The sequence below is a fragment of the Cryobacterium tagatosivorans genome (genome assembly GCF_004402215.1).
GTDB classification, from domain to species: Bacteria; Actinomycetota; Actinomycetes; order Actinomycetales; family Microbacteriaceae; genus Cryobacterium; species Cryobacterium tagatosivorans.
On sequence record NZ_SOEZ01000054.1, the window covers coordinates 155,905 to 174,494 of the forward strand.

Annotated in this window: 18 protein-coding genes; 7 read left to right on the top strand and 11 right to left on the bottom strand. The window is 69.4% G+C overall.

All coding sequences use genetic code 11. The annotated features are described in order from the left end of the window. Positions 1-61: 61 nt before the first annotated feature. The 8 genes from E3O23_RS11200 to E3O23_RS11235 form a co-directional block, all read right to left on the bottom strand. Positions 62-2,113, bottom strand: coding sequence for a bifunctional aldolase/short-chain dehydrogenase (locus tag E3O23_RS11200; protein ID WP_174776639.1), 2,052 nt, complete (start codon positions 2,111-2,113; stop codon positions 62-64). A gap of 2 nt (positions 2,114-2,115) precedes the next feature. Then, positions 2,116-3,282: an L-rhamnose isomerase gene (gene rhaI, locus E3O23_RS11205; RefSeq protein ID WP_134491094.1), complete on the bottom strand. Its 1,167-nt coding sequence runs from the start codon at positions 3,280-3,282 to the stop codon at positions 2,116-2,118. Between the two features lie 7 nt (positions 3,283-3,289). Then, positions 3,290-3,679 (bottom strand): L-rhamnose mutarotase, encoded by a 390-nt coding sequence (locus E3O23_RS11210; RefSeq protein WP_134491019.1) that lies wholly within the window; start codon positions 3,677-3,679, stop codon positions 3,290-3,292. Next, positions 3,676-5,136, bottom strand: coding sequence for an L-fucose/L-arabinose isomerase family protein (locus tag E3O23_RS11215; protein ID WP_134491021.1), 1,461 nt, complete (start codon positions 5,134-5,136; stop codon positions 3,676-3,678). Before E3O23_RS11215 ends, E3O23_RS11210 begins: the two co-directional genes overlap by 4 nt. A 108-nt stretch (positions 5,137-5,244) precedes the next feature. Next, the gene (rhaS, locus tag E3O23_RS11220) at positions 5,245-6,315 is read right to left on the bottom strand and encodes a rhamnose ABC transporter substrate-binding protein (protein WP_134491023.1); all 1,071 of its coding nucleotides are present in this window, start codon (positions 6,313-6,315) and stop codon (positions 5,245-5,247) included. Positions 6,316-6,317: 2 nt separating this feature from the next. Further along, positions 6,318-7,430 (bottom strand): ABC transporter permease, encoded by a 1,113-nt coding sequence (locus tag E3O23_RS11225; RefSeq protein ID WP_134491025.1) that lies wholly within the window; start codon positions 7,428-7,430, stop codon positions 6,318-6,320. Next, entirely contained in the window at positions 7,423-8,469 is a 1,047-nt protein-coding gene (locus E3O23_RS11230; protein WP_174776637.1) for an ABC transporter permease, read from the bottom strand. The genes E3O23_RS11225 and E3O23_RS11230 overlap by 8 nt, the downstream gene beginning before the upstream one ends. Then, positions 8,466-10,004, bottom strand: coding sequence for a sugar ABC transporter ATP-binding protein (locus tag E3O23_RS11235; protein ID WP_134491029.1), 1,539 nt, complete (start codon positions 10,002-10,004; stop codon positions 8,466-8,468). Before E3O23_RS11235 ends, E3O23_RS11230 begins: the two co-directional genes overlap by 4 nt. 226 nt (positions 10,005-10,230) lie before the next feature. Between E3O23_RS11235 and E3O23_RS11240 the strand changes: the two genes are divergently transcribed. Beyond that, positions 10,231-11,244, top strand: a complete 1,014-nt coding sequence (locus E3O23_RS11240; RefSeq protein ID WP_198415176.1) for a LacI family DNA-binding transcriptional regulator — start codon at positions 10,231-10,233, stop codon at positions 11,242-11,244. A gap of 76 nt (positions 11,245-11,320) precedes the next feature. On the opposite strand, the gene E3O23_RS11245 is transcribed toward E3O23_RS11240, so the two are convergent. After that, positions 11,321-12,634, bottom strand: coding sequence for an MFS transporter (locus E3O23_RS11245; RefSeq protein ID WP_198415177.1), 1,314 nt, complete (start codon positions 12,632-12,634; stop codon positions 11,321-11,323). A 5-nt stretch (positions 12,635-12,639) separates the two neighbouring features. Beyond that, positions 12,640-13,104, bottom strand: a complete 465-nt coding sequence (locus E3O23_RS11250) for a MarR family winged helix-turn-helix transcriptional regulator (protein ID WP_134491033.1) — start codon at positions 13,102-13,104, stop codon at positions 12,640-12,642. A 71-nt stretch (positions 13,105-13,175) separates the two neighbouring features. Here E3O23_RS11250 and E3O23_RS11255 point away from each other — a divergent pair, with 71 nt between their 5' ends. The 4 genes from E3O23_RS11255 to E3O23_RS11270 all read left to right on the top strand — a co-directional run bounded on the left by E3O23_RS11255 (position 13,176) and on the right by E3O23_RS11270 (position 16,299). Continuing rightward, positions 13,176-14,045 carry an alpha/beta fold hydrolase gene (locus E3O23_RS11255; RefSeq protein WP_134491035.1) on the top strand — a complete coding sequence of 290 codons (870 nt, stop codon included), beginning with the start codon at positions 13,176-13,178 and terminating at the stop codon, positions 14,043-14,045. Positions 14,046-14,054: 9 nt separating this feature from the next. Then, on the top strand, positions 14,055-15,104 hold the full coding sequence (locus E3O23_RS11260) for a lipoate-protein ligase LplAB (protein ID WP_134491037.1): 1,050 nt from the start codon (positions 14,055-14,057) through the stop codon (positions 15,102-15,104). Between the two features lie 142 nt (positions 15,105-15,246). Further along, positions 15,247-15,918: a VOC family protein gene (locus E3O23_RS11265; protein ID WP_134491039.1), complete on the top strand. Its 672-nt coding sequence runs from the start codon at positions 15,247-15,249 to the stop codon at positions 15,916-15,918. Positions 15,919-16,026: 108 nt separating this feature from the next. Further along, positions 16,027-16,299, top strand: coding sequence for a hypothetical protein (locus E3O23_RS11270; RefSeq protein WP_134491041.1), 273 nt, complete (start codon positions 16,027-16,029; stop codon positions 16,297-16,299). A gap of 38 nt (positions 16,300-16,337) precedes the next feature. Here the strand turns inward: E3O23_RS11270 and E3O23_RS11275 are convergent, their stop codons facing one another. Further along, on the bottom strand, positions 16,338-16,652 hold the full coding sequence (locus E3O23_RS11275; protein WP_241983444.1) for a GNAT family N-acetyltransferase: 315 nt from the start codon (positions 16,650-16,652) through the stop codon (positions 16,338-16,340). 34 nt (positions 16,653-16,686) lie between these two features. Here E3O23_RS11275 and E3O23_RS11280 point away from each other — a divergent pair, with 34 nt between their 5' ends. Then, positions 16,687-17,646 (top strand): DNA-methyltransferase, encoded by a 960-nt coding sequence (locus E3O23_RS11280; RefSeq protein ID WP_134491043.1) that lies wholly within the window; start codon positions 16,687-16,689, stop codon positions 17,644-17,646. Beyond that, positions 17,643-18,569 (top strand): LLM class F420-dependent oxidoreductase, encoded by a 927-nt coding sequence (locus tag E3O23_RS11285; RefSeq protein ID WP_134491045.1) that lies wholly within the window; start codon positions 17,643-17,645, stop codon positions 18,567-18,569. Before E3O23_RS11280 ends, E3O23_RS11285 begins: the two co-directional genes overlap by 4 nt. The last annotated feature ends 21 nt before the right edge of the window (positions 18,570-18,590 follow it).

Genomic DNA, 18,590 nt, shown 5'->3' on the forward strand with positions numbered 1-18,590 from the left:
TGTGCCCGGCACACGGGCCACAGTTGTCCGAACGGGCCACAGTTGGGCCGCGAACGGGCGCTCATCGCAGGAAGGCGGCGGCGACGCCGGCGTCGACGGGGATGTGCAGGCCGGTGGTGTGGCTGAGGTCGCTGGAGCAGAGCACGAACACGGCGTTGGCCACGTTCTCCGGCAGCACCTCGCGCTTGAGCAGGGTGCGCTGCGCGTAGTACTTGCCGAGTTCCTCCTCCGGCACTCCGTAGACGGCGGCTCGTTTGGCGCCCCAGCCGCCGGCGAAGATGCCCGAGCCGCGTACGACGCCGTCCGGGTTGATGCCGTTGACCTTGACGCCGTGCTCGCCGAGTTCGGCCGCGAGCAGGCGCACCTGGTGGGCCTGGTCGGCCTTGGTCGCGGAGTAGGCGATGTTGTTCGGGCCGGCGAAGATCGAGTTCTTGCTCGAGATGTAGATGATGTCGCCGCCGAGCTTCTGGTCGATGAGCACCCGGGCCGCTGCCCGGGAGACCAGGAACGAGCCCTTGGCCATCACGTTGTGCTGCAGGTCCCAGTCGGCGACCGTGGTCTCGAGCAGCGACTTCGACAGCGACAGCCCGGCGTTGTTCACGACCAGGTCGAGGCCGCCGAAGGCGAGCACGGCGGCGTCGACGGATGCCTGCACCTGCGCCTCGTCGGTCACGTTCGCCTGCACGCCGATGGCGACATCCTCGGTGCCGATCCCGGCCGCCGCGGCCTGCGCCGTGGCGAGGTCGAGGTCGGCGATGACGACGCAGGCGCCCTCCGCCGCGAGGCGCGTGGCGATGGCCTTGCCGATGCCGGAGGCGGCCCCGGTGACGAGCGCGACCCGGGTGGCGAGCGGCTTGGGCGCCGGCATCCGTTGCAGCTTGGCCTCCTCGAGTGCCCAGTACTCGATCTTGAACTTCTCGGCCTCGTCGATCGGCGCGTAGGTGGAGAGCCCCTCGGCGCCGCGCATGACGTTGATGGCGTTGAGGAAGAACTCGCCGGCGACCCGCGCGGTCTGCTTGTTGGCGCCGTAGCTGAACATGCCCACGCCAGGGACCAGCACGATCAGCGGGTCGGCGCCGCGGATCGCGGGCCACTCGGTGGTCGAGCCCGTCGAGACCGCGTTCCGGTCGTAATACGCCTGGTAGTCGGCCCGGTATTGCTCGTGCAGCTCCTGCAGGCGAGCGATCGCATCCGTCGTCGAGGCTCCGGCCGGCAGGTCGAGCAGCAGCGGCGTGACCTTGGTGCGGAGGAAGTGGTCCGGGCAGCTGGTGCCGAGGGCGGCCAGGCGCGGGTGCTCGGCGCGGGAGAGGAAGTCCAGCACCTCCGGCGCATCCGTGAAGTGTCCGACCTTCGGGGCGTCGGTGGACACGAGCCCGCGGATCGTCGGGGCGAGCGCGGCCGCCTTCGCCCGGCGCTCCTCCGCGGAGAGCGGGCCGAAACCGTCCAGCAGCCGGCCGAACGGCTCGGCCTTCGAATTGGCGGCGATGTACGCGGCGGCCGTGTCGATGATCCAGAGCGAGTTGGCCTCGGCCTCGTCGCTGGTGTCCCCCCAGGCGGTGATGCCGTGCCCGCCGAGGATGCAGCCGATCGCCCGCGGGTTCGCGTCCTTGATCGCCGCGATGTCCAGGCCCAGCTGGAAGCCGGGACGGCGCCACGGAACCCAGGCGACCTTGTCGCCGAAGATCGTCGCCGTCAGGGTGTCGCCGTCCGCGGACGTCGCGATCGCGATGCCGGAGTCGGGGTGCAGGTGGTCGACGTGGGCCGCGTCGACGAGCCCGTGCATGGGCGTGTCGATCGACGGCGCGGCCCCGCCCTTGCCGTGCAGCGTGTAGTCGAACGCGGCGACCATCTCGTCCTCGCGGTCCGGCCCCGGGTAGACGTTGACGAGCGAGCGCACCCGGTCGAGGCGGAGAACGGCGAGCCCCTGCTCGGTGAGCGTGCCGAGGTCGCCGCCGGAGCCCTTGACCCAGAGCAGTTCGACGCTCTCGCCCGTGACGGGGTCGATTTCGGTTCCCTTGGCGGAGGTGTTGCCTCCGGCGTAGTTCGTGTTCTTCGGGTTCGCGCCGAGCCGGTTCGACCGGGCGATCAGTTCGGCTGCCGTCGTGTTGGTCATGGTCATGCGCCCCATCCTGCCTGCCGGCCGCCGACGCGTTCGTCGGCGATTTTCTGCTGGTAACCGGATGCCGCGAACGCGGCCATCGGGTCGGCCGGGAGCCCGCAGGACTCGCGCCAGGCGGCCAGGTCGGCGCGGACATCCGTGTAGAAGGCGTCCATCAGGATGCCGTTGGCGCCGAGCACGTCGCCGGCGTCCTGCGCCGCGGTGAGGGCGTCGCGGTCGACGAGCAGCGCTCGGGTCGTCATCTCCTGCACGTTCAGCACCGAGCGGATCTGCCCGGGGATCTTCTCCTCGACGTTGTGGCACTGGTCGAGCATGAACGCGACCGGCGAGTCCGGTCCGAAGCCGCCGCCGCGGATGACCTCGTAGAGGATGCGGAAGAGCTGGAACGGGTCGGCCGCGCCCACGATGAGGTCGTCGTCGGCGTAGAAGCGCGAGTTGAAGTCGAACGAGCCGAGCTTTCCGAGGCGCAGCAGCTGGGCGACGATGAACTCGATGTTCGTGCCCGGGGCGTGGTGGCCGGTGTCGAGGCAGACGAGGGCCTGGTCGCCGAGCGCGGCGACCTGGGCGTACGAGGTTCCCCAGTCGGGGACATCCGTGTGGTAGAAAGCGGGCTCGAAGAACTTGTACTCGAGCACCAGGCGCTGGTTGTCGCCGAGGCGGCCGTAGATCGCCGCGAGAGAGTCGGCCAGGCGGTCCTGGCGGCCGCGGATGTCGCCCTGGCCGGGGTAGTTGGTGCCGTCGGCCAGCCAGATCTTCAGGTCGTTGGAGCCGGTCTCGTTCATGATCTCGAGGCACTCGAAGTGGTGGTCGATGGCCTTCTGCCTGACCGCGGCGTCGGTGTGGGTGAGGCTGCCGAACTTGTAGGCGTCGTCCTGGAACGTGTTCGAGTTCACGGTGCCGAGGGAGAGCCCGAGGTCGCCCGCGTAGCGGCCGAGGGCGGCGTAGTCGTCGACCTTGTCCCAGGGGATATGCAGGGCGACGGATGGCGCAAGCCCGGTGAGCTCGTGGACCCTGGCCGCGTCGGAGATCTTCTCTTCGATGGTGCGCGGGGTGCCTGGCGTCGTGAACACCTTGAACCGGGTGCCCGAATTGCCGAAGGCCCAGGACGGCAGCTCAATGGCTTGTGCCTCGAGCTGGTCGCTGATGGATTCGAATGTCGTCATCGTCATGTCACTTCTCTGTGGGGTCGTCTGAGTCTAAATGAATCGTTTCAATCTCGTCAAGCGCGGCGAGCTGATCCTCGAGGTTGAAGACCTCGCGCAGCCGCAGGAATCCCTCGTCGGGGCCGACATCGAGGTCTTCGAAGAACTCGCCCATCTCGGCCTGCCAGCGGGCGTTGACCTCGGTGGCCGCCATGCCCTGCCGGGCCGCCTCGAGGGACTCCGTCTCGAAGTACCCGATGAGCAGGCCGTCCTCGCGCAGGAAGAGCGAGTAGTTTTTCCAGCCGGTTTCCTTCAGCGCACGCAGCATGTCCGGCCAGACCGCCGCATGGCGCCCGGCGTACTCCTCGATCCGGGCGGGCTTGACCTGCAACTGGAAGCACACACGTTGCACGCTCATCGCCCCCCGAGGGTCACGTGGCGGTGCTCGATGCCGAGCAGGTTCGCGGCCGCCTTGAGGTCGGAGGCGCGGTGGCCGAGGCACAGTGCCCAGTGGTGGCCGATGCCGGTCTGGCTCCATTCGTCGACCCAGACGCCCGGGTCGCCGCCGAAGTCCACCCGGGAGGTGGTGTTGCCGATCGCGAGGAGCGGGCCGGGTGTGACCTCGCCCTCCGAGGTGATGAAGACGAAGCTGCCGTCCGGGTCCTGGCCGACGCCGAACGTGGTGACCGGTCCCGGTCGCACGTCGAACTCGACCGAGACCCCCCAGCCGCGCTTGCCGTGGTAGACCCCGAGCCCCCGCAGCAGCGGGTCGGTCGCGCTGACGGCGAGGTGCGCGGGGCCGTCATGGCCCATCTCCACGACACCGTCGAAGAAGTTCAGCGCCTGGATCTCGGTGAACGAGCCGCCGGCGCCGATGGCGTGGCCGGCCAGCATGGCGATGGAGGTGCGCAGCTCGTATTCGCCGGCCATCGGGATGCCGCGGGCGGTGAGAATGGACGCGCCGAGGATCATGCCGGCACCGAGGCGCTCGTGCTGCTCGCCGGCCAGGCCGCGGTGGTAGTAAGCGACCGAGTCGAGGTCGAAGTCCTCGACGAGCCGGTCCAGCCCGACGGAGACCTTCGCGCCCCACGCGAAGTCGTCCTCATTCACGGACTCGTCGAGCCGGAAGAGTTGCCGCGCGAGGTCCATGCGGTCGGCCACCTGGGCATCCGTCACCTCGTTCACCCGTTCGCGCAGGTCGTCGAACTCGAGCACCTCCACGTGCGATCCGAAGGTGGCCTCGACGCGGGTCAGGTCGGTCGAGACGTCGAGCATCCCCGGGTAGAGGTGGCCCATCAGGCCGTGCCGGGCGGTGCGGAGCGTCGCGCGAACGCCCGCGGCGTGCACCCACTGGCGGATCCGGTCCCACGCGCTCTCCTGGCGCAGGTAGCCGGAGACGGAGCGGAACGGGATGCCGGCCCGCCGGAACACGTTGGCGACCTCCGGAACGGGGCACTGGCCGCAGTAGGCGAGCCACTGCCCGGTGTCGAAGTTCGCGTGGTCCATCGCCTCGGTCGGCTGGAGGTCGATCACCAGGACCGGTGTCTTCGACTTCCGGGCGATGGGCAGCACCATCGAGGAGGTCAGGTAGGTCGCGAGGAAGACCACGATCAGGTCGCAATCGGCGACCCGCAGCTTCTCGGCGGCGACGCCGGCCTCCTGGGCGTCGGAGATGAAACCGACGTCGACCACATCGACGCCCAGCTCGGTGAACCGGCCCGTCACGTAACGCGCGGATTCCCGCAGTTGGGGGAGAAGGCCGGGGAACTGCGGCCAGTACGCGCCAAGGCCGCCGGAGACGAGCCCGATCCGGGTCGGTGTGCGCCGCTTGGGCACGAGCAGTTCGCCGGCTGGGCGGCGGGGGCTCTCGGTCATGGGTGTCTCCTGGTGATCCGGGGCGTGGAGCGGTGGGGCAAAGGCGGTGGGGAAGGGGTGGTGGGGCGGATGCCTGAACATCCGCCCCACCACCGGGGTCACGGCGAGTTAGAAGTCGTACTCGTCGATGTTGTTCTTGTCGAACGTTGTCGGCGGGCCGACGATCACGATGCCGTCCTTGCCGACGGTGCGCTCACCCATGTCCCCGGCGGTGAAGGTGTCACCCTCCTTGCCGGTGATGTCGCCGTCGACGAGCGCCTTGCCGGCGTAGGCGGCGACGTAGCCGAGCTGTGCCGGGTCCCAGAGAGCGAACGCGGTGACGGTGCCGTCCTTGACGAACGGGCGCATTTCGTTCGGCAGGCCGAGCCCGGTCAGCATGACCTTGCCCTTGTAGTCCGAGGTGGAGAGGTAGCGAGCGGTCGCGGCGATACCGACGGTCGTGGGCGAGATGATGCCCTTGAGGTTCGGGTAGGCCTGGAGCAGGCCCTGGGCCTCCTGGAACGACTTCGTGTCATCATCGTCGCCGTAGACCTTGGCGACGAGCTTGATGTCCTTGTAGTCCGGGTTGGAGGCCAGCTCCTCCTCCATGAACTTGATCCACTCGTTCTGGTTGGTCGCGTTGGCGGTGGCCGACAGGATCGCGATCTCGCCCTTGCCGCCGATCTGCTCGGAGATCAGCTTGGTCTGGATCAGGGCGACATCCTTGGCCACGACCTGGCTGATGAACACGTCCCGGTACTTGGGGTTGGTGTCCGAGTCGAAGGCGACGATCTTGGCGCCAGCGTCTCGCGCCTCCTGGAGGGCCGGCCCGACGGCATCCGGGTCGTTCGCCGCGATCACGATGACGTTCGTCCCGGCCTGGGTCTCCGCGTTGATGAAGGAGACCTGGCTGGAGGCGCTGGCCTCGAGCGGCCCGACGACCTGCGTCGACGCGAATCCGGCCTGCTTCGCACCGTCCTTTCCGCCGCCGAGAACGACGTCGGTGTACGGGTTGTTGAGCTGTTTGGGGATGAAGGTGATGCTGAGGTCGCCGTCGGCGGCGGCCCCGTCGGTGCTGTCGCCCGTGCTGCCGGTTGCGCAGCCCGTCGCGACGAGGGCGAAGGCGGTTGCCGCCGCGGCGAGGACGGAGACGCGCCTGGCGCCCCTGCCCTTCCGGGCGCGATTGCTGATGAACTCCATTGTCATTTCCTTTCCTGGACGCCTGGTGCGGTGGCGTTGGTTTCTCCCGAGGCGGGTACCTGGGGAAGACTGCGTCGGAGCCGGCGATTGTGTTGCCATCGCTTGATCGCCTCGAAGACGCTGGGTGCGACGACGGATGCGATCAGCAGCGTTCCGGTCACGATGATGAGCACGACGTCGGAGACCCGGCCGAGCCGAAGCGCGAAGTTGATCGTTCCGATCAGGAGGACGCCCGCGATCACGCCGGGGATGGATCCCTTGCCGCCGAAGATCGAGACTCCGCCGAGCAGCACCGCCGCGATCACGGTGAGTTCGAGCCCGCTGGCGTTGTCGCTGCGGGCGCTCGAGTAGCGCAGGGTCCAGTAGATTCCGGCGAGGGCGGACACGGATCCGGACCCGACGTAGAGCCAGAACTTGGCGCGGGCGACCTTGATACCGACGAACGTCGCCGCCTCCTTGCTGAAGCCGAGGGCGTAGAGTCCGCGGCCGAAGGGGGTGAAGTGCAGCAGGACGCCGAAGAAGAGGGCGACGAGGACGACGCCGATCATCACCGTCGGGATGCCCGTGCCGCCGAGCTTCGAGGTGAAGAACGCCGTCAGCTCGGGCGGGAAGTTGGCCACGGCGTTGTCGCCGATGACGACAAGGGCGAGGCCGCGGAAGAGCGCCAGGGTGCCGATCGTCACGGCGAGGGAGGGGAGCCCGACCACCGCCACCAGGAAGCCGTTGAACGCGCCGGCGGCGACACCGGCCAGGAGGCTGATCGCCAGGACGGTGCCGATGTCGAGTCCGGCCGCCCAGAGCACGCCCATCAGGGCGCTGGTGAGTCCCGCGATGCTCGCGACCGAGAGGTCGATCTCGCCCGTGATGATGATGAGGGTCATCGGCAGGGCGATCAGCAGCACCGGGATGACATCCAGGAGCAGGAAGCCGACCGTGACCGGTGAGGCGAACCGCGGGATGGCGATCATCCCGTAGAGCACGAAGGCGAGGAGCGCGTAGATCATCACGGCGTCCCGGCCGAGCAGCAGGCGGGCGGCGCCGGTGCGGCCGCGGGGCTCTGCCGCCAGCGTCTTGCTGGTGTCGAGGGCGGGGGTGGTGGTGACGGTGTTAGACATCGCGTGCCTCACTTACTCGGAGCTTCTTTGCCGTACGCAGGCCGGCGATGCGGTCGATGATGATGGCCGCCAGGATGAGCGCGCCCACGATCGCCTGTTGCCAGAACTTGTCGACCCGCAGGGCGGTCAGGGCGCTGGTGATGGTGGTGAGCAGGACCGCCCCGATGGCCGCGCCCACGACGGAGCCGCTGCCTCCGAAGATGGCGACGCCACCGACCACGGCCGCGGCGACGACGTCCAGTTCGAGGCCGGATCCGGTGGTCGCGCCGACCGAGTTGAAGCGGCTGGCGTAGAGCACCCCGGCCAGGCCGGCCAGGACGCCGTTGGTGAGGAACGCCAGGAACACGCGGCGGCTGACCGGGATGCCGAACAGTTCCGCGGCCGCGGGGTCGGAGCCGATCGCGTAGAGGTCGCGGCCGGGCCGGGTGCCGACCATGTACACGGCCACCACCACGACGACGACGATCGCGATCAGGGTGATCAGCGGAAAGCCGAGAACCGTGTCGACCGAGAGCGAGCCGAAGGCATCCGGTCGGTCGCCGGCGAAGTACTGCTTGCCGCCGGCCCAGGCGTTGTTCAGGCCCCGGTAGATGTACAGGGTACCGAGGGTGATCACGAGGGCGGGGACCTTCGCGACGGTCACGAGCAGGCCGTTGACCGCGCCGAGCAGGGCGCCGAGCGCCATTCCGGCGAGGAAGACGACGATGATCGGGATGCCGGGGAAGGTGGCGAACAGCGTGCCGGTGCTGAAGGCGACGAGGCCGAGGATCGAGCCGACCGACAGGTCGACGTTGCGCGTGATGATCACGAGCGCCTGCCCGACGGCGAGGATGATGACGATCGTCGCGTTCAGGAGCAGGTCCTTGACCCCCTGGGCGCCCAGGAAGAGGGGGTTGGCCAGGTAGGTGACGACGACGAGCACGATCAGGGCGAGCGTCACCGGGACTTCCCGGAGCCGGAGCAGGGAGCCCAGCAGGCGTGCGCCTCCGCCGGCTTCGCGTTCCGGGGCGGCCGGCGTGGATGTGGGTGTGGTGGTCACGGTGTGCGCTCCAATGATGCGGTCGCTGCGTGCATGATCGACTCGGGCGTCGCATCCGCCCGGTCGAGCTCAGCGGTGATTCGGCCTTCGTGCATCACGAGCACGCGATCGGCCATGCCGAGCACCTCGGGCAGCTCGCTCGAGATCATCAGGATCGCGATTCCCCGGCCGGCGAGGTCGGACAGCAGCCGGTGGACCTCGCTCTTGGTGCCCACGTCAATCCCGCGGGTGGGCTCGTCGACGATGAGGAATTTCGGCTCGGTGGCCAGCCACTTCGCGAGCACGACCTTCTGCTGGTTGCCGCCGGAGAGGGTGGAGACCTTGAACTCGGGGGAGCCCGTCTTCACCTGCAGCCGGCTGGTCCACTCGGCCGCGACGCGGCGTTCGGCCCGGGCGTTGATCAGCCCGAAGCGGGCGAGGCGGTTGCGCAGCGTGAGTGCGGCGTTGCGTTCGACGGAGAGCTCCATCACGAGGCCCTGCTTGCGGCGATCCTCGGGCACGAAGCCCATTCCGACGTCGATGGCGGCCTGCGGGTTGTGCGACCTGAGTTTCTTGCCGAGGAACTCGACGCTGCCGCGGTCGTAGGGGTCGATGCCGAAGACCGCGCGGGCCACCTCGGTGCGGCCGGCGCCGACGAGGCCCGCCAGCGCGACGATTTCGCCCGCCCGGACCTCGAAGCTGATATCGGAGAAGACGCCGGCTCGGCCGAGGTCCTTCACCTGCAGGACCGGGGCGCCGATCGCGGCGACCTCCTTCGGGAAGAGCTGGGCGATGTCGCGACCGACCATTTCGCGCACGATCTGCGGCACGGTGACCGCGCTGGTCTGGTGGGTCGCGATGTAGCGGCCGTCGCGCATGACCGTGATCCGGTCGCAGAGTGCGAAGACCTCGTCGAAACGGTGTGAGATGAAGAGGATGCCCGCACCCTTCTCCCGCAGGCCGCGCGCGACCTGGAAGAGCCGTTCGACCTCGACGCCGGAGAGCGCGGCGGTCGGTTCGTCCATGACCAGCACCCTGGCGTCGAGGGAGATGGCCTTCGCGATCTCGATGATCTGCTGGTCGGCGATCGACAGGCCCTCGGCGACCCGGTCGGGGTCGATCCGCACGCCGAGCTGCGCGAAGAGCGCCCGGGCCTGCTTGCGCATCGTGGCGCGGCTGATGAGGCCCAGGCGGCCCTTGGGCTGGCGGCCGATGAAGATGTTCTCCGCGACGGTCAGGTCGGGGAAGAGCGTGGGCTCCTGGTAGATCACGGAGATGCCGGCGGCCTTGCTGTCGGCGACGCTGCGGAACGCGACGGCCTCGCCCTCCACCCGGAAGTCACCCGCGTCGGGGTGGTAGAGCCCGGCCAGCACCTTCACGAGGGTCGACTTCCCGGCACCGTTCTCGCCCACCAGGGCGTGGATCTCGCCGGGCCGGATCTCGATCGTGCCTTCGGCCAGGGCGACAACGGCACCGAAGGCCTTGACCGCGCCGTGCAGGGACAGGATCGGCGCAGGTTCGAGTGCGCCGCCTGTCAGGTCCGGGGCTGGGTGCATGAGCTGCCGCCTCCACGTTGAGGGAATGAGACTGGGGGGAATGAATCGTTTCAAAGTTTGTGTGTTGCGAATATACAACGAGCGCGCCGAGCGCGTCAACACCGAATCCCGGCGGCCCGGCCAGCCGAGACGCAATCGAGACAAACCCGCGGCGTCCGGGAATGATTCGTTTCATTCGTCGCTGACATAAACTGCGAGCACGGGGCGGTGTGCGAGAGGGAGACCGGTGTCATCGATCAGTGTGCGCGAGGTCGCGGCCGAGGCCGGGGTCTCGGTCGGGACGGTGTCCAATGTGCTCAATCGCCCGGGAAAGGTCTCTCCGGACACGGTCGCCCGGGTGCAGGCGGCGATCGCCCACCTGGGTTTCGTCCGCAATGACGCGGCCCGCCAGCTCCGCGCCGGCCGCAGCCGGAGCATCGGCCTCGTCGTTCTCGACGTGGCCAACCCGTTCTTCACGGATGTCGCCAGGGGGGCCGAGGACCGCGCCGCCGAGGAGGGCCTCGCCATCCTCCTCGGCAACAGCGACGAGACCATCGACCGTGAAAACGCCTATCTCGACCTGTTCGAGGAGCAACGCGTTCACGGCGTGCTGATCTCGCCGCTCGGCGACCTGGGCGACCGGCTCACGCGCCTGCGCGAGCGGGGAACGCCCACCGTCCTCGTCGACCGTCAGGCCGAAGACCGCCGCTTCTCCTCCGTCGCCGTCGACGACGTCGCCGGCGGCTACCTCGCCGCCGACCACCTCGCCTCGATCGGGCGCGTCCGCCTCGCCTTCGTCGGCGGCCCGGCCGGCATCCGCCAGGTGACCGACCGGCTGGAGGGAGCGCGGAAGGCCGTGGCGGAGCATCCGGGCGTCTCGCTCGAGGTCATCGAGACCGAATCCCTGACCGTGCTCGCGGGGCGTGAGGCCGGGGAGCGCATTCTCGCCCGGCCGGAGAGCGAGCGTCCGGACGCGGTCTTCGCGGCGAACGACCTGCTCGCGATGGGGGTGCTCCAGGCGCTCAACATGTTCGGCGACGTGCGGGTGCCCGGTGACATCGCGCTCATCGGCTACGACGACATCGCCTTCGCCGCGGCGGCGGTCGTGCCGCTGTCGTCGATCCGGCAGCCCAGCGCCCTGATCGGCTACACCGCGGTCGACCTGCTGCTGCGCGAGGCCGCGGCCGGCGAGGGGTTCGAGCACGAGCAGATCGTGTTCCAGCCCGAACTGGTCGTGCGCGCGTCGACCATGCCCCGCTAGACCGCGAAACCGCAGTTGTGCGCGTTCTGAGCGCGTTTTAAGGCGCACAACTGCGGTTTCGCGGGATGTTGGGGGCTTAGCGGGGGGAGGTCGCCTCGACGATGGCGATCTCGCGGGTTGCGGTCTCGCGGTCGCGGCCGTCCCCGTCGTGCCGCACGAGCAGTCGCGGCGTGCTCCGGGGGCGGAAGCGCACCCGCAGCCGGCGGTACTTGACCATCCAGAACAGCACGGCGGCGGCGGCCAGGATCCCGGACAGGGCGGCGACCCCGAGCGCCCAGCGCGGGCCGTACTGGTCGGCGACCCAGCCGACCAGGGGAGCGCCGAGCGGGGTGCCCCCGGCGAAGATGGCCATGTAGAGCGCCATCACCCGGCCGCGCATGGCCGGCGCGGTCGTGGTCTGCACGTAGGCATTCGCGGTCGTCATCAGGGTGAGGGACGACAGCCCGATGAAGGCGAGCGCGATCGCGAAGGTGGCGTAGTTGGGCATCACGGCCGCGATCCCGCAGGCGATGCCGAAGGCCGCGGCGCCGATGACCACCAGCCGCAGCCTGGGCCGGCTGCGGCGCGCGGACAGGAGCGCCCCGGCCACCGACCCGATGGCCATGATCGAGCTGAGCAGGCCGAACTCCCCGGCGCCCATCCCGAATTCGACGGTCGCCATCGTCGCGGTGAAGATCGCGAAGTTGAAGCCGAACGTGCCGACCAGGAACACCGTGATCAGGACCACCACGATGTCGGGCCGGAGCCAGACATAGCGGAAGCCGGCGACCAGCTGGCCTCGCGCCCGGGACGCCTTCGGTTGCGCGCGCAGGTTGGCCTGTCGCAGCAGCAGCATGGCGACCACGGTCACGGCGAACGTCAGGGCGTTGATCAGGAAGACCCAGCCGGCACCCACGGCGACGGTGAGGATGCCCGCGGCCGCCGGGCCGATCAGCCGGGCGCCGTTGAACGACGCGGAGTTCAGCGCGACCGCGTTCGACAGGTTGTCGTCGGTGACGAGCTCGGAGACGAACGTCTGCCGTGCCGGGGCGTCGATCGCCGCGACGACCCCAAGGGCCAGGGCGAAGAGGTAGACGTGCCAGAGCTCCACGACCCCGGTCACGGTGATGATGCCGAGGCCGAGGGCGAGGATGCCCATCAGGGTCTGGGTGCCGATGAGCAGCCTGCGCCGGTTGAAGCGGTCGGCGATCAGGCCCGACCAGGGCATCAGGAGCAGTTGCGGCCCGAACTGGAGCGCCATGACGATGCCGACCGCCGTGGCGTTGTGATCGGTCAGCTCGGTGAGCACGATCCAGTCCTGCGCGGTGCGCTGCATCCAGGTGCCGATGTTCGACACCAGGGCGCCGGCGAACCAGATCCGGTAATTCACGCCGCTCAGCGAGCGGAACATCGCGCTCAACTGTCGGCCAGTCCCCGCATGATCAGCGTCGCCTCGGCAAGCACTCGGCGTTGTTCGGGGGTGAGGCCACTGACCCGCTTGGCGAGCCAGGCGTCCCGGCGCATCCGGGTCTCGCGCATGAGGGCCTGGCCCTGCTCGGTCGCGCTGAGCATGACCTTGCGGCCGTCGTCATCGGCGCCGGCCCGCTGCACGAGTCCCGCCTCGACGAGGCAGTTGACGGTGCGGTTCATCGAGGGCGGTGTGACGTGTTCGAGATCGCTCAGCTCGCCGAGGGTGAGCGGCCCGTCGAGGAAGAGGCTGCCGAGGGCGGAGAACTGGCCGCCGCTCAGCTCGTTGTCGGCCTTCTCCTGGCGGAGGCGCCGGGCCAGCCGGCCGTTGGCGATCCGGAAGTCGTGGCTGAGTTCGGCCACGCTGCTGCGCCGGCCGGGTGACGGGGCGGGGGCAGGGGTGGCAGATTCCATGATTGTCGAGCATAACCAATTAGCGTTGCTAAGTATTCCTGCGTGATGCCGTCTGCTGCCAGAATGACACCGTGCCCACCTTCACGGATGCCTACGGCGTCGAGATCACCTACTACGCCTGGCCCGTGCCGAACGCGCGGGCCGTGGTCCAGCTCGCGCACGGGGTGGGCGAGCACGCCGGCCGCTACGCCGACCTCGCCCGGGCGCTCAACGCCGCCGGCTACACGGTCTACGCGGACGATCACCGCGGCCACGGCCAGACCGGCCTAGGCCAGCACGGCGGCGACCTGTCGAAGATCGGCCGGCTGGGTCCGGGTGGGATGCGCGCGGCCGTCGCCGGCGTGCACCAGCTGAGCGGGATCATCCGCACCGAGCAGCCGGGGCTGCCGCTGGTGCTGCTCGGGCACAGCTGGGGGTCCTTCATGGTGCAGATGATCCTCAACCAGTACCCGGCCGACTACGACGCGATCGTGCTCAGCGGCACCGCGTATCGCTGGCCCGGCTACCTCGACGGCGGCGACCTCAACCGGAAGCACAAGCATCTCGGCACGACGGGGGTCGAGTGGCTCAGCCGCGACCCCGGGGTGGCCGACGCCTTCATCGCCGACCCGCTCACCACCACGACCCCGCTGGCCCGGCTCTTCGGATTGCGCGAGGCCTCCCGGATCTTCGGCCGCCCGGCCCCCGGGCTGCCGGCGGACCTCCCTCTGCTCATCCAGGTGGGCGGCGACGACACCGTCGGCGGCGAACGCAGCGCGCGCATGCTCGTCAAGGCATATACGCGGCGCTCGGGGCTGCTCGACGTCCGACTGGTCGTCTATCCCGGCGCCCGGCACGAGGTCTTCAACGAAACCAACCGGGACGAGGTCATCGCCGACCTCGTCGCCTGGCTCGGCGAGCACTTCCCACCGGAAACGGATGCCGGGCGGCCGGGCGATTAGGCTTGCCCCATGCACGGTGAATACAAGGTTCCAGGCGGCAAGCTCGTGGTCGTCGATCTCGAGGTCGTGGACGACAAGATCGCCGACTTCCGGCTGGCCGGAGACTTTTTCCTCGACCCGGACGACGCCCTCGAGGACATCAACGCCGCGGTGAACGGCCTGTCGGCCGGCAGCGACGCCGCCACGATCGCCTCGGCGGTGCGGGGGGCCCTGCCCGCGCACGCGACGCTGCTCGGCTTCTCCCCGGAATCCGTGGCGGTCGCGATCCGCCGGTCCCTCGCCCAGGCCAGCGCCTGGCGCGACTACGACTGGCAGATCATCCACTCCAAGCCCGTTGCGCCGGTGATGCAGATGGCGCTGGACGAGGTGCTTGCGATCGAGGTGGGCGAAGGACGCCGGAAGCCCACGCTCCGCATCTGGGAGTGGAACGAGCCGGCCGTGGTGATCGGCAGCTTCCAGTCGCTGAAGAACGAGGTCGATCCCGGCAACGCGGCCCTGCACGGCTTCACCGTCGTGCGCCGGATCACCGGCGGCGGCGCGATGTTCATGGAGGCGGGGTCGGTCATCACCTACTCGATCTACGCCCCTGTCGAGCTGGTCCAGGGGATGACCTTCGCGGACTCCTACGCCTACCTCGACGACTGGGTGCTGACAGCCCTCAAGTCGCTCGGCATCGACGCCTACTACCAGCCGCTCAACGACATCACGAGCCCGAAGGGCAAGATCGGCGGGGCCGCGCAGAAGCGGCTCGGCAGCGGCGCCGTGCTGCACCACGTCACCATGAGCTACGACATGGACGGCGAGAAGATGGTGCAGGTGCTGCGCATCGGCCGGGAGAAGCTGAGCGACAAGGGCATCACCAGCGCGGCCAAGCGGGTCGATCCGCTGCGCAGCCAGACCGGCCTCGGCCGCGACGAGATCATTGAACGGATGAAGGACACCTTCATCGAGCTCTACGGTGCGCGTTCCGGTGACATCACCGAGGAGGAGTACGCCAAGGCGGCCGAACTCGTCGTGACCAAGTTCGGCACCGACGAATGGATCGCCCGCGTTCCCTAGGTGTTGTTCCCACTGACGTTGTGATCTCAGCGTCGCGTTGGTGGATCCTTGTGGCGCCCCGCGACCTCCGAGTACCGTGGAGTCCGCGCGGGTCCCGCTCGTCAGCGGCTTGGGACCCTGACAGCTCTCGAAGGAGTTCCCCATGGGCGAGTCAACCAGCGGATCAGACTGGATCTCCGCGGCCGAGTTCCACCGGGCGCGGGGCGTCTCCGACTGGCGTGTGACAGGGACAGGCCCGCAGGCCGTCTTCACCGCGACCTCCCTCTCCCACGCGGCAGACCTCATCGCCCCGGTCGTCGCCGCCGCGGAGCGATTCGGCATTCTGCCCGACGTCGACGTGCGTCCCGAGGGAGTCGTCGTGCGCATCTCGTACCGCAGCCCGGATGGCATCCCCGCGGCCGCCGCGGAGTTCGCGGCGGCCGTGTCCCGGGCAGCCGCCGAGCTGCTACTGGTGCCCGATCCATCGCTCGCGCAGTCGATCGGCATCTACGTCGCCCAGCACTCCCGGGCCGACGTACGATCGTTCTTCACGGCCGCACTGGGTTACGAGGCGTTCGGCGACACGGATGCCGTCGATCCGCTGCGCTGCGGGCCGCAGCTCGCCTTCAACCCGATCACCGGCGACTCTCCGGCGAGAGGCCGGACGCACTTCGATGTCTTCGTACCGGCCGACCAGGCCCGGGCCCGGGTGGATGCCGCACTCGCCGCCGGGGGGAGACTCGCCGACGATTCGCACGCTCCCGCCTGGTGGTCGCTCGCGTCGCCCGACAACCACGGCGTGGACATCGCGTCCTGGACCGACACCTACGACTGACAAGCGCACGCTGCCGGGGAGCGCACGAAGGTTGGGGGACACGCCCTGGCCGGATGCCGTCCCGCCGTCCCGGCGAGCCCTCACCCGGCCTCTCGGTACACTGGGGCAATGACGTGGTGGTTTCCGATCGGCCTGGCCGGCTTTGTGCTGCTCGGATACCTGGCCAACCGTCTCGGCTGGATCGACCTCTCCAACAAGAACAAGCGCCCCGGCGGCGGCGGAAGCATCCTCGGCATCGGCGACGAGATCTTCGCGCCCGCGCGGCACGAGGCCGCCATCGAACTGGACCGCCAGAGCGTCCTCCCGGCCCCCGCGCCTGTCGCCGGGGATCCGGCCGCCGACAAGGTCTACGACGGTCGCATCACCATCGAGTTGAAGTAGCCGAGTTGGAGTAGCCGGCCGACCAGCCGCCTGCCGGGTCAGGTCCCGCGGGTCAGCAGGTCCTGGTACTCCGCGTGGTCGTCGATCCACTTCTCGACATATGAGCATTCCGCCACGACGCGCAGGTCCGTCCTGGCGTGCACATCGTCGAGGGCGAATTCGATCAGCCGGCCGGCGATACCCTGCCGGCGGTGGGCCGGGTCAACCTCGGTGTGGATGAAGCGCACCTCGCTGGGCGTGACCCGGTAGTCGGCCAGCCCGACGGTCCGGCCGTCCTGCCAGAGCGTGTAGCGGGCAAGGTCCGGTTCGTGCCGGAGCTCGGTCTCCAGTGGTCCAGTGGCTGCCGCAGTCATCCCGACACACTATGCCGACTGGCAGAATGAGGGAATGCCTATCGCGTGGTCACAGACGTCTCCCAGCCGCGTCATCCACGCCGACAACCTCGAGGTGCTCCCCGGGCTGCCGGACGAGTCATTCACGCTCATCTACCTCGACCCGCCGTTCAACACGGGCCGCGTGCAGAACCGGCGCACGACGACATCCGTGCGGCTGGCGGCAACGCCGGCCGGCGAGGCCCTGGGCGCTCGGGCGGCCGGCACCATCACCGGCTTCAAGGGCCAGCTGTACGAGCGGATCAAGGGTGACCTGCTCGGCTACGACGACCAGTTCGAGGACTACTGGGCCTTCCTGGAGCCGCGGCTGATCGAGGCCTGGCGCCTGCTCGCCGACGACGGCACGCTCTACCTGCACCTGGACTACCGGGAGGCGCACTACGCCAAGGTGCTGCTCGACGCGCTTTTCGGCCGGGACTGCTTCCTCAACGAGCTGATCTGGGCCTACGACTACGGCGCGAAGTCGAAGAACCGCTGGCCGACCAAGCACGACACGATCCTCGTCTACGTGAAGAACCCGGCCCGGTACTATTTCGACTCGACCACGGTCGACCGCGAACCGTATATGGCGCCCGGACTGGTCACGCCCGAGAAGGTCGCCCGCGGCAAGCTGCCGACGGATGTCTGGTGGCACACGATCGTGTCGCCCACGGGCAAGGAGAAGACCGGGTACCCCACGCAGAAGCCGATCGGCATCCTGCGCCGGATGATCCAGGCCTCCAGCCGCGAGGGCGACTGGGTGCTCGACTTCTTCGCCGGCAGCGGCACCACCGGCGCGGTGGCGGCATCGCTCGGCCGGCGGTTCGTACTCGTGGACCAGAACCCCGAGTCGATCGCGGTCATGCGCACCCGGTTCGCGCCGCTGCCAGACGTCGAGTTCGTCGAGCCCCCGGGGGCAGAGCGTGCCCCGGCCGCGGACGCCGCGCTTGCCCCGACCCCGGAGGCGACACGATGAGACTGCGCATCTTCACCGAACCGCAGCAGGGCGGCAGCTACGACGACATCCTCGCCGTCGCGCAGGCCACGGAGTCGCTCGGCTTCGACGCGTTCTTCCGCTCCGACCACTACCTCGCGATGGGCGACCACGCCTCGGGCCTCCCCGGCCCCACCGACGCCTGGACTACCCTGGCCGGCCTCGCCCGCGAGACGAAGCGCATCCGCCTCGGCACCCTGGTCTCGTCGGTGACCTACCGTCCGCCGGGGATCCTCGCGATCCAGGTGGCCCAGGTCGACCAGATGTCGGGCGGGCGGGTCGAGCTCGGCCTCGGCACCGGCTGGTTCGAGAAGGAGCACCTCGCCTACGGCATCCCGTTCCCGCGCAAGCGTTTCGGCATGCTCGAGGAGCAGCTCGAGATCGTCACAGGCCTGTGGGGGACCCCGGTCGGCGAGAGCTACAGCTTCGCCGGTGAGCACTACACGCTCGTCGATTCCCCCGCTTTGCCCAAGCCCGCGCAGGCGCGCGTCCCGGTGATCGTCGGCGGCGGCGGGGCCAGGCGCACCCCGGCCCTCGCCGCCCGCTTCGCCACCGAGTTCAACCTGCCGTTCCCCGAGTTCGCGGATGTCCCGGGCAAGTTCGCCGGCGTCCGCGCGGCCTGTGAGGCCATCGGCCGCAACCCGCACGAGCTCGTCTACTCGGCGGCCCTGATCGCCGTCGCGGGGCGGGACGAGGCCGAGTTCTGCCGCCGGGCCGCCGCGGTCGGCCGCGAGCCGGCCGAACTGCGCGAGCACGGCGTGGCCGGCACCGCCTCCGAGATCGTCGACCGGCTGGGCGCCCTCGCCGCGGACGGCGTGGAGTGCGTCTACCTGCAGATCATGGACCTGTCCGACCTCGACCACCTGGACTTCATCGCCCGCGAGGTCGTGCCCCAGCTCGACTGAGCCCGACTGGCCGCACCAATC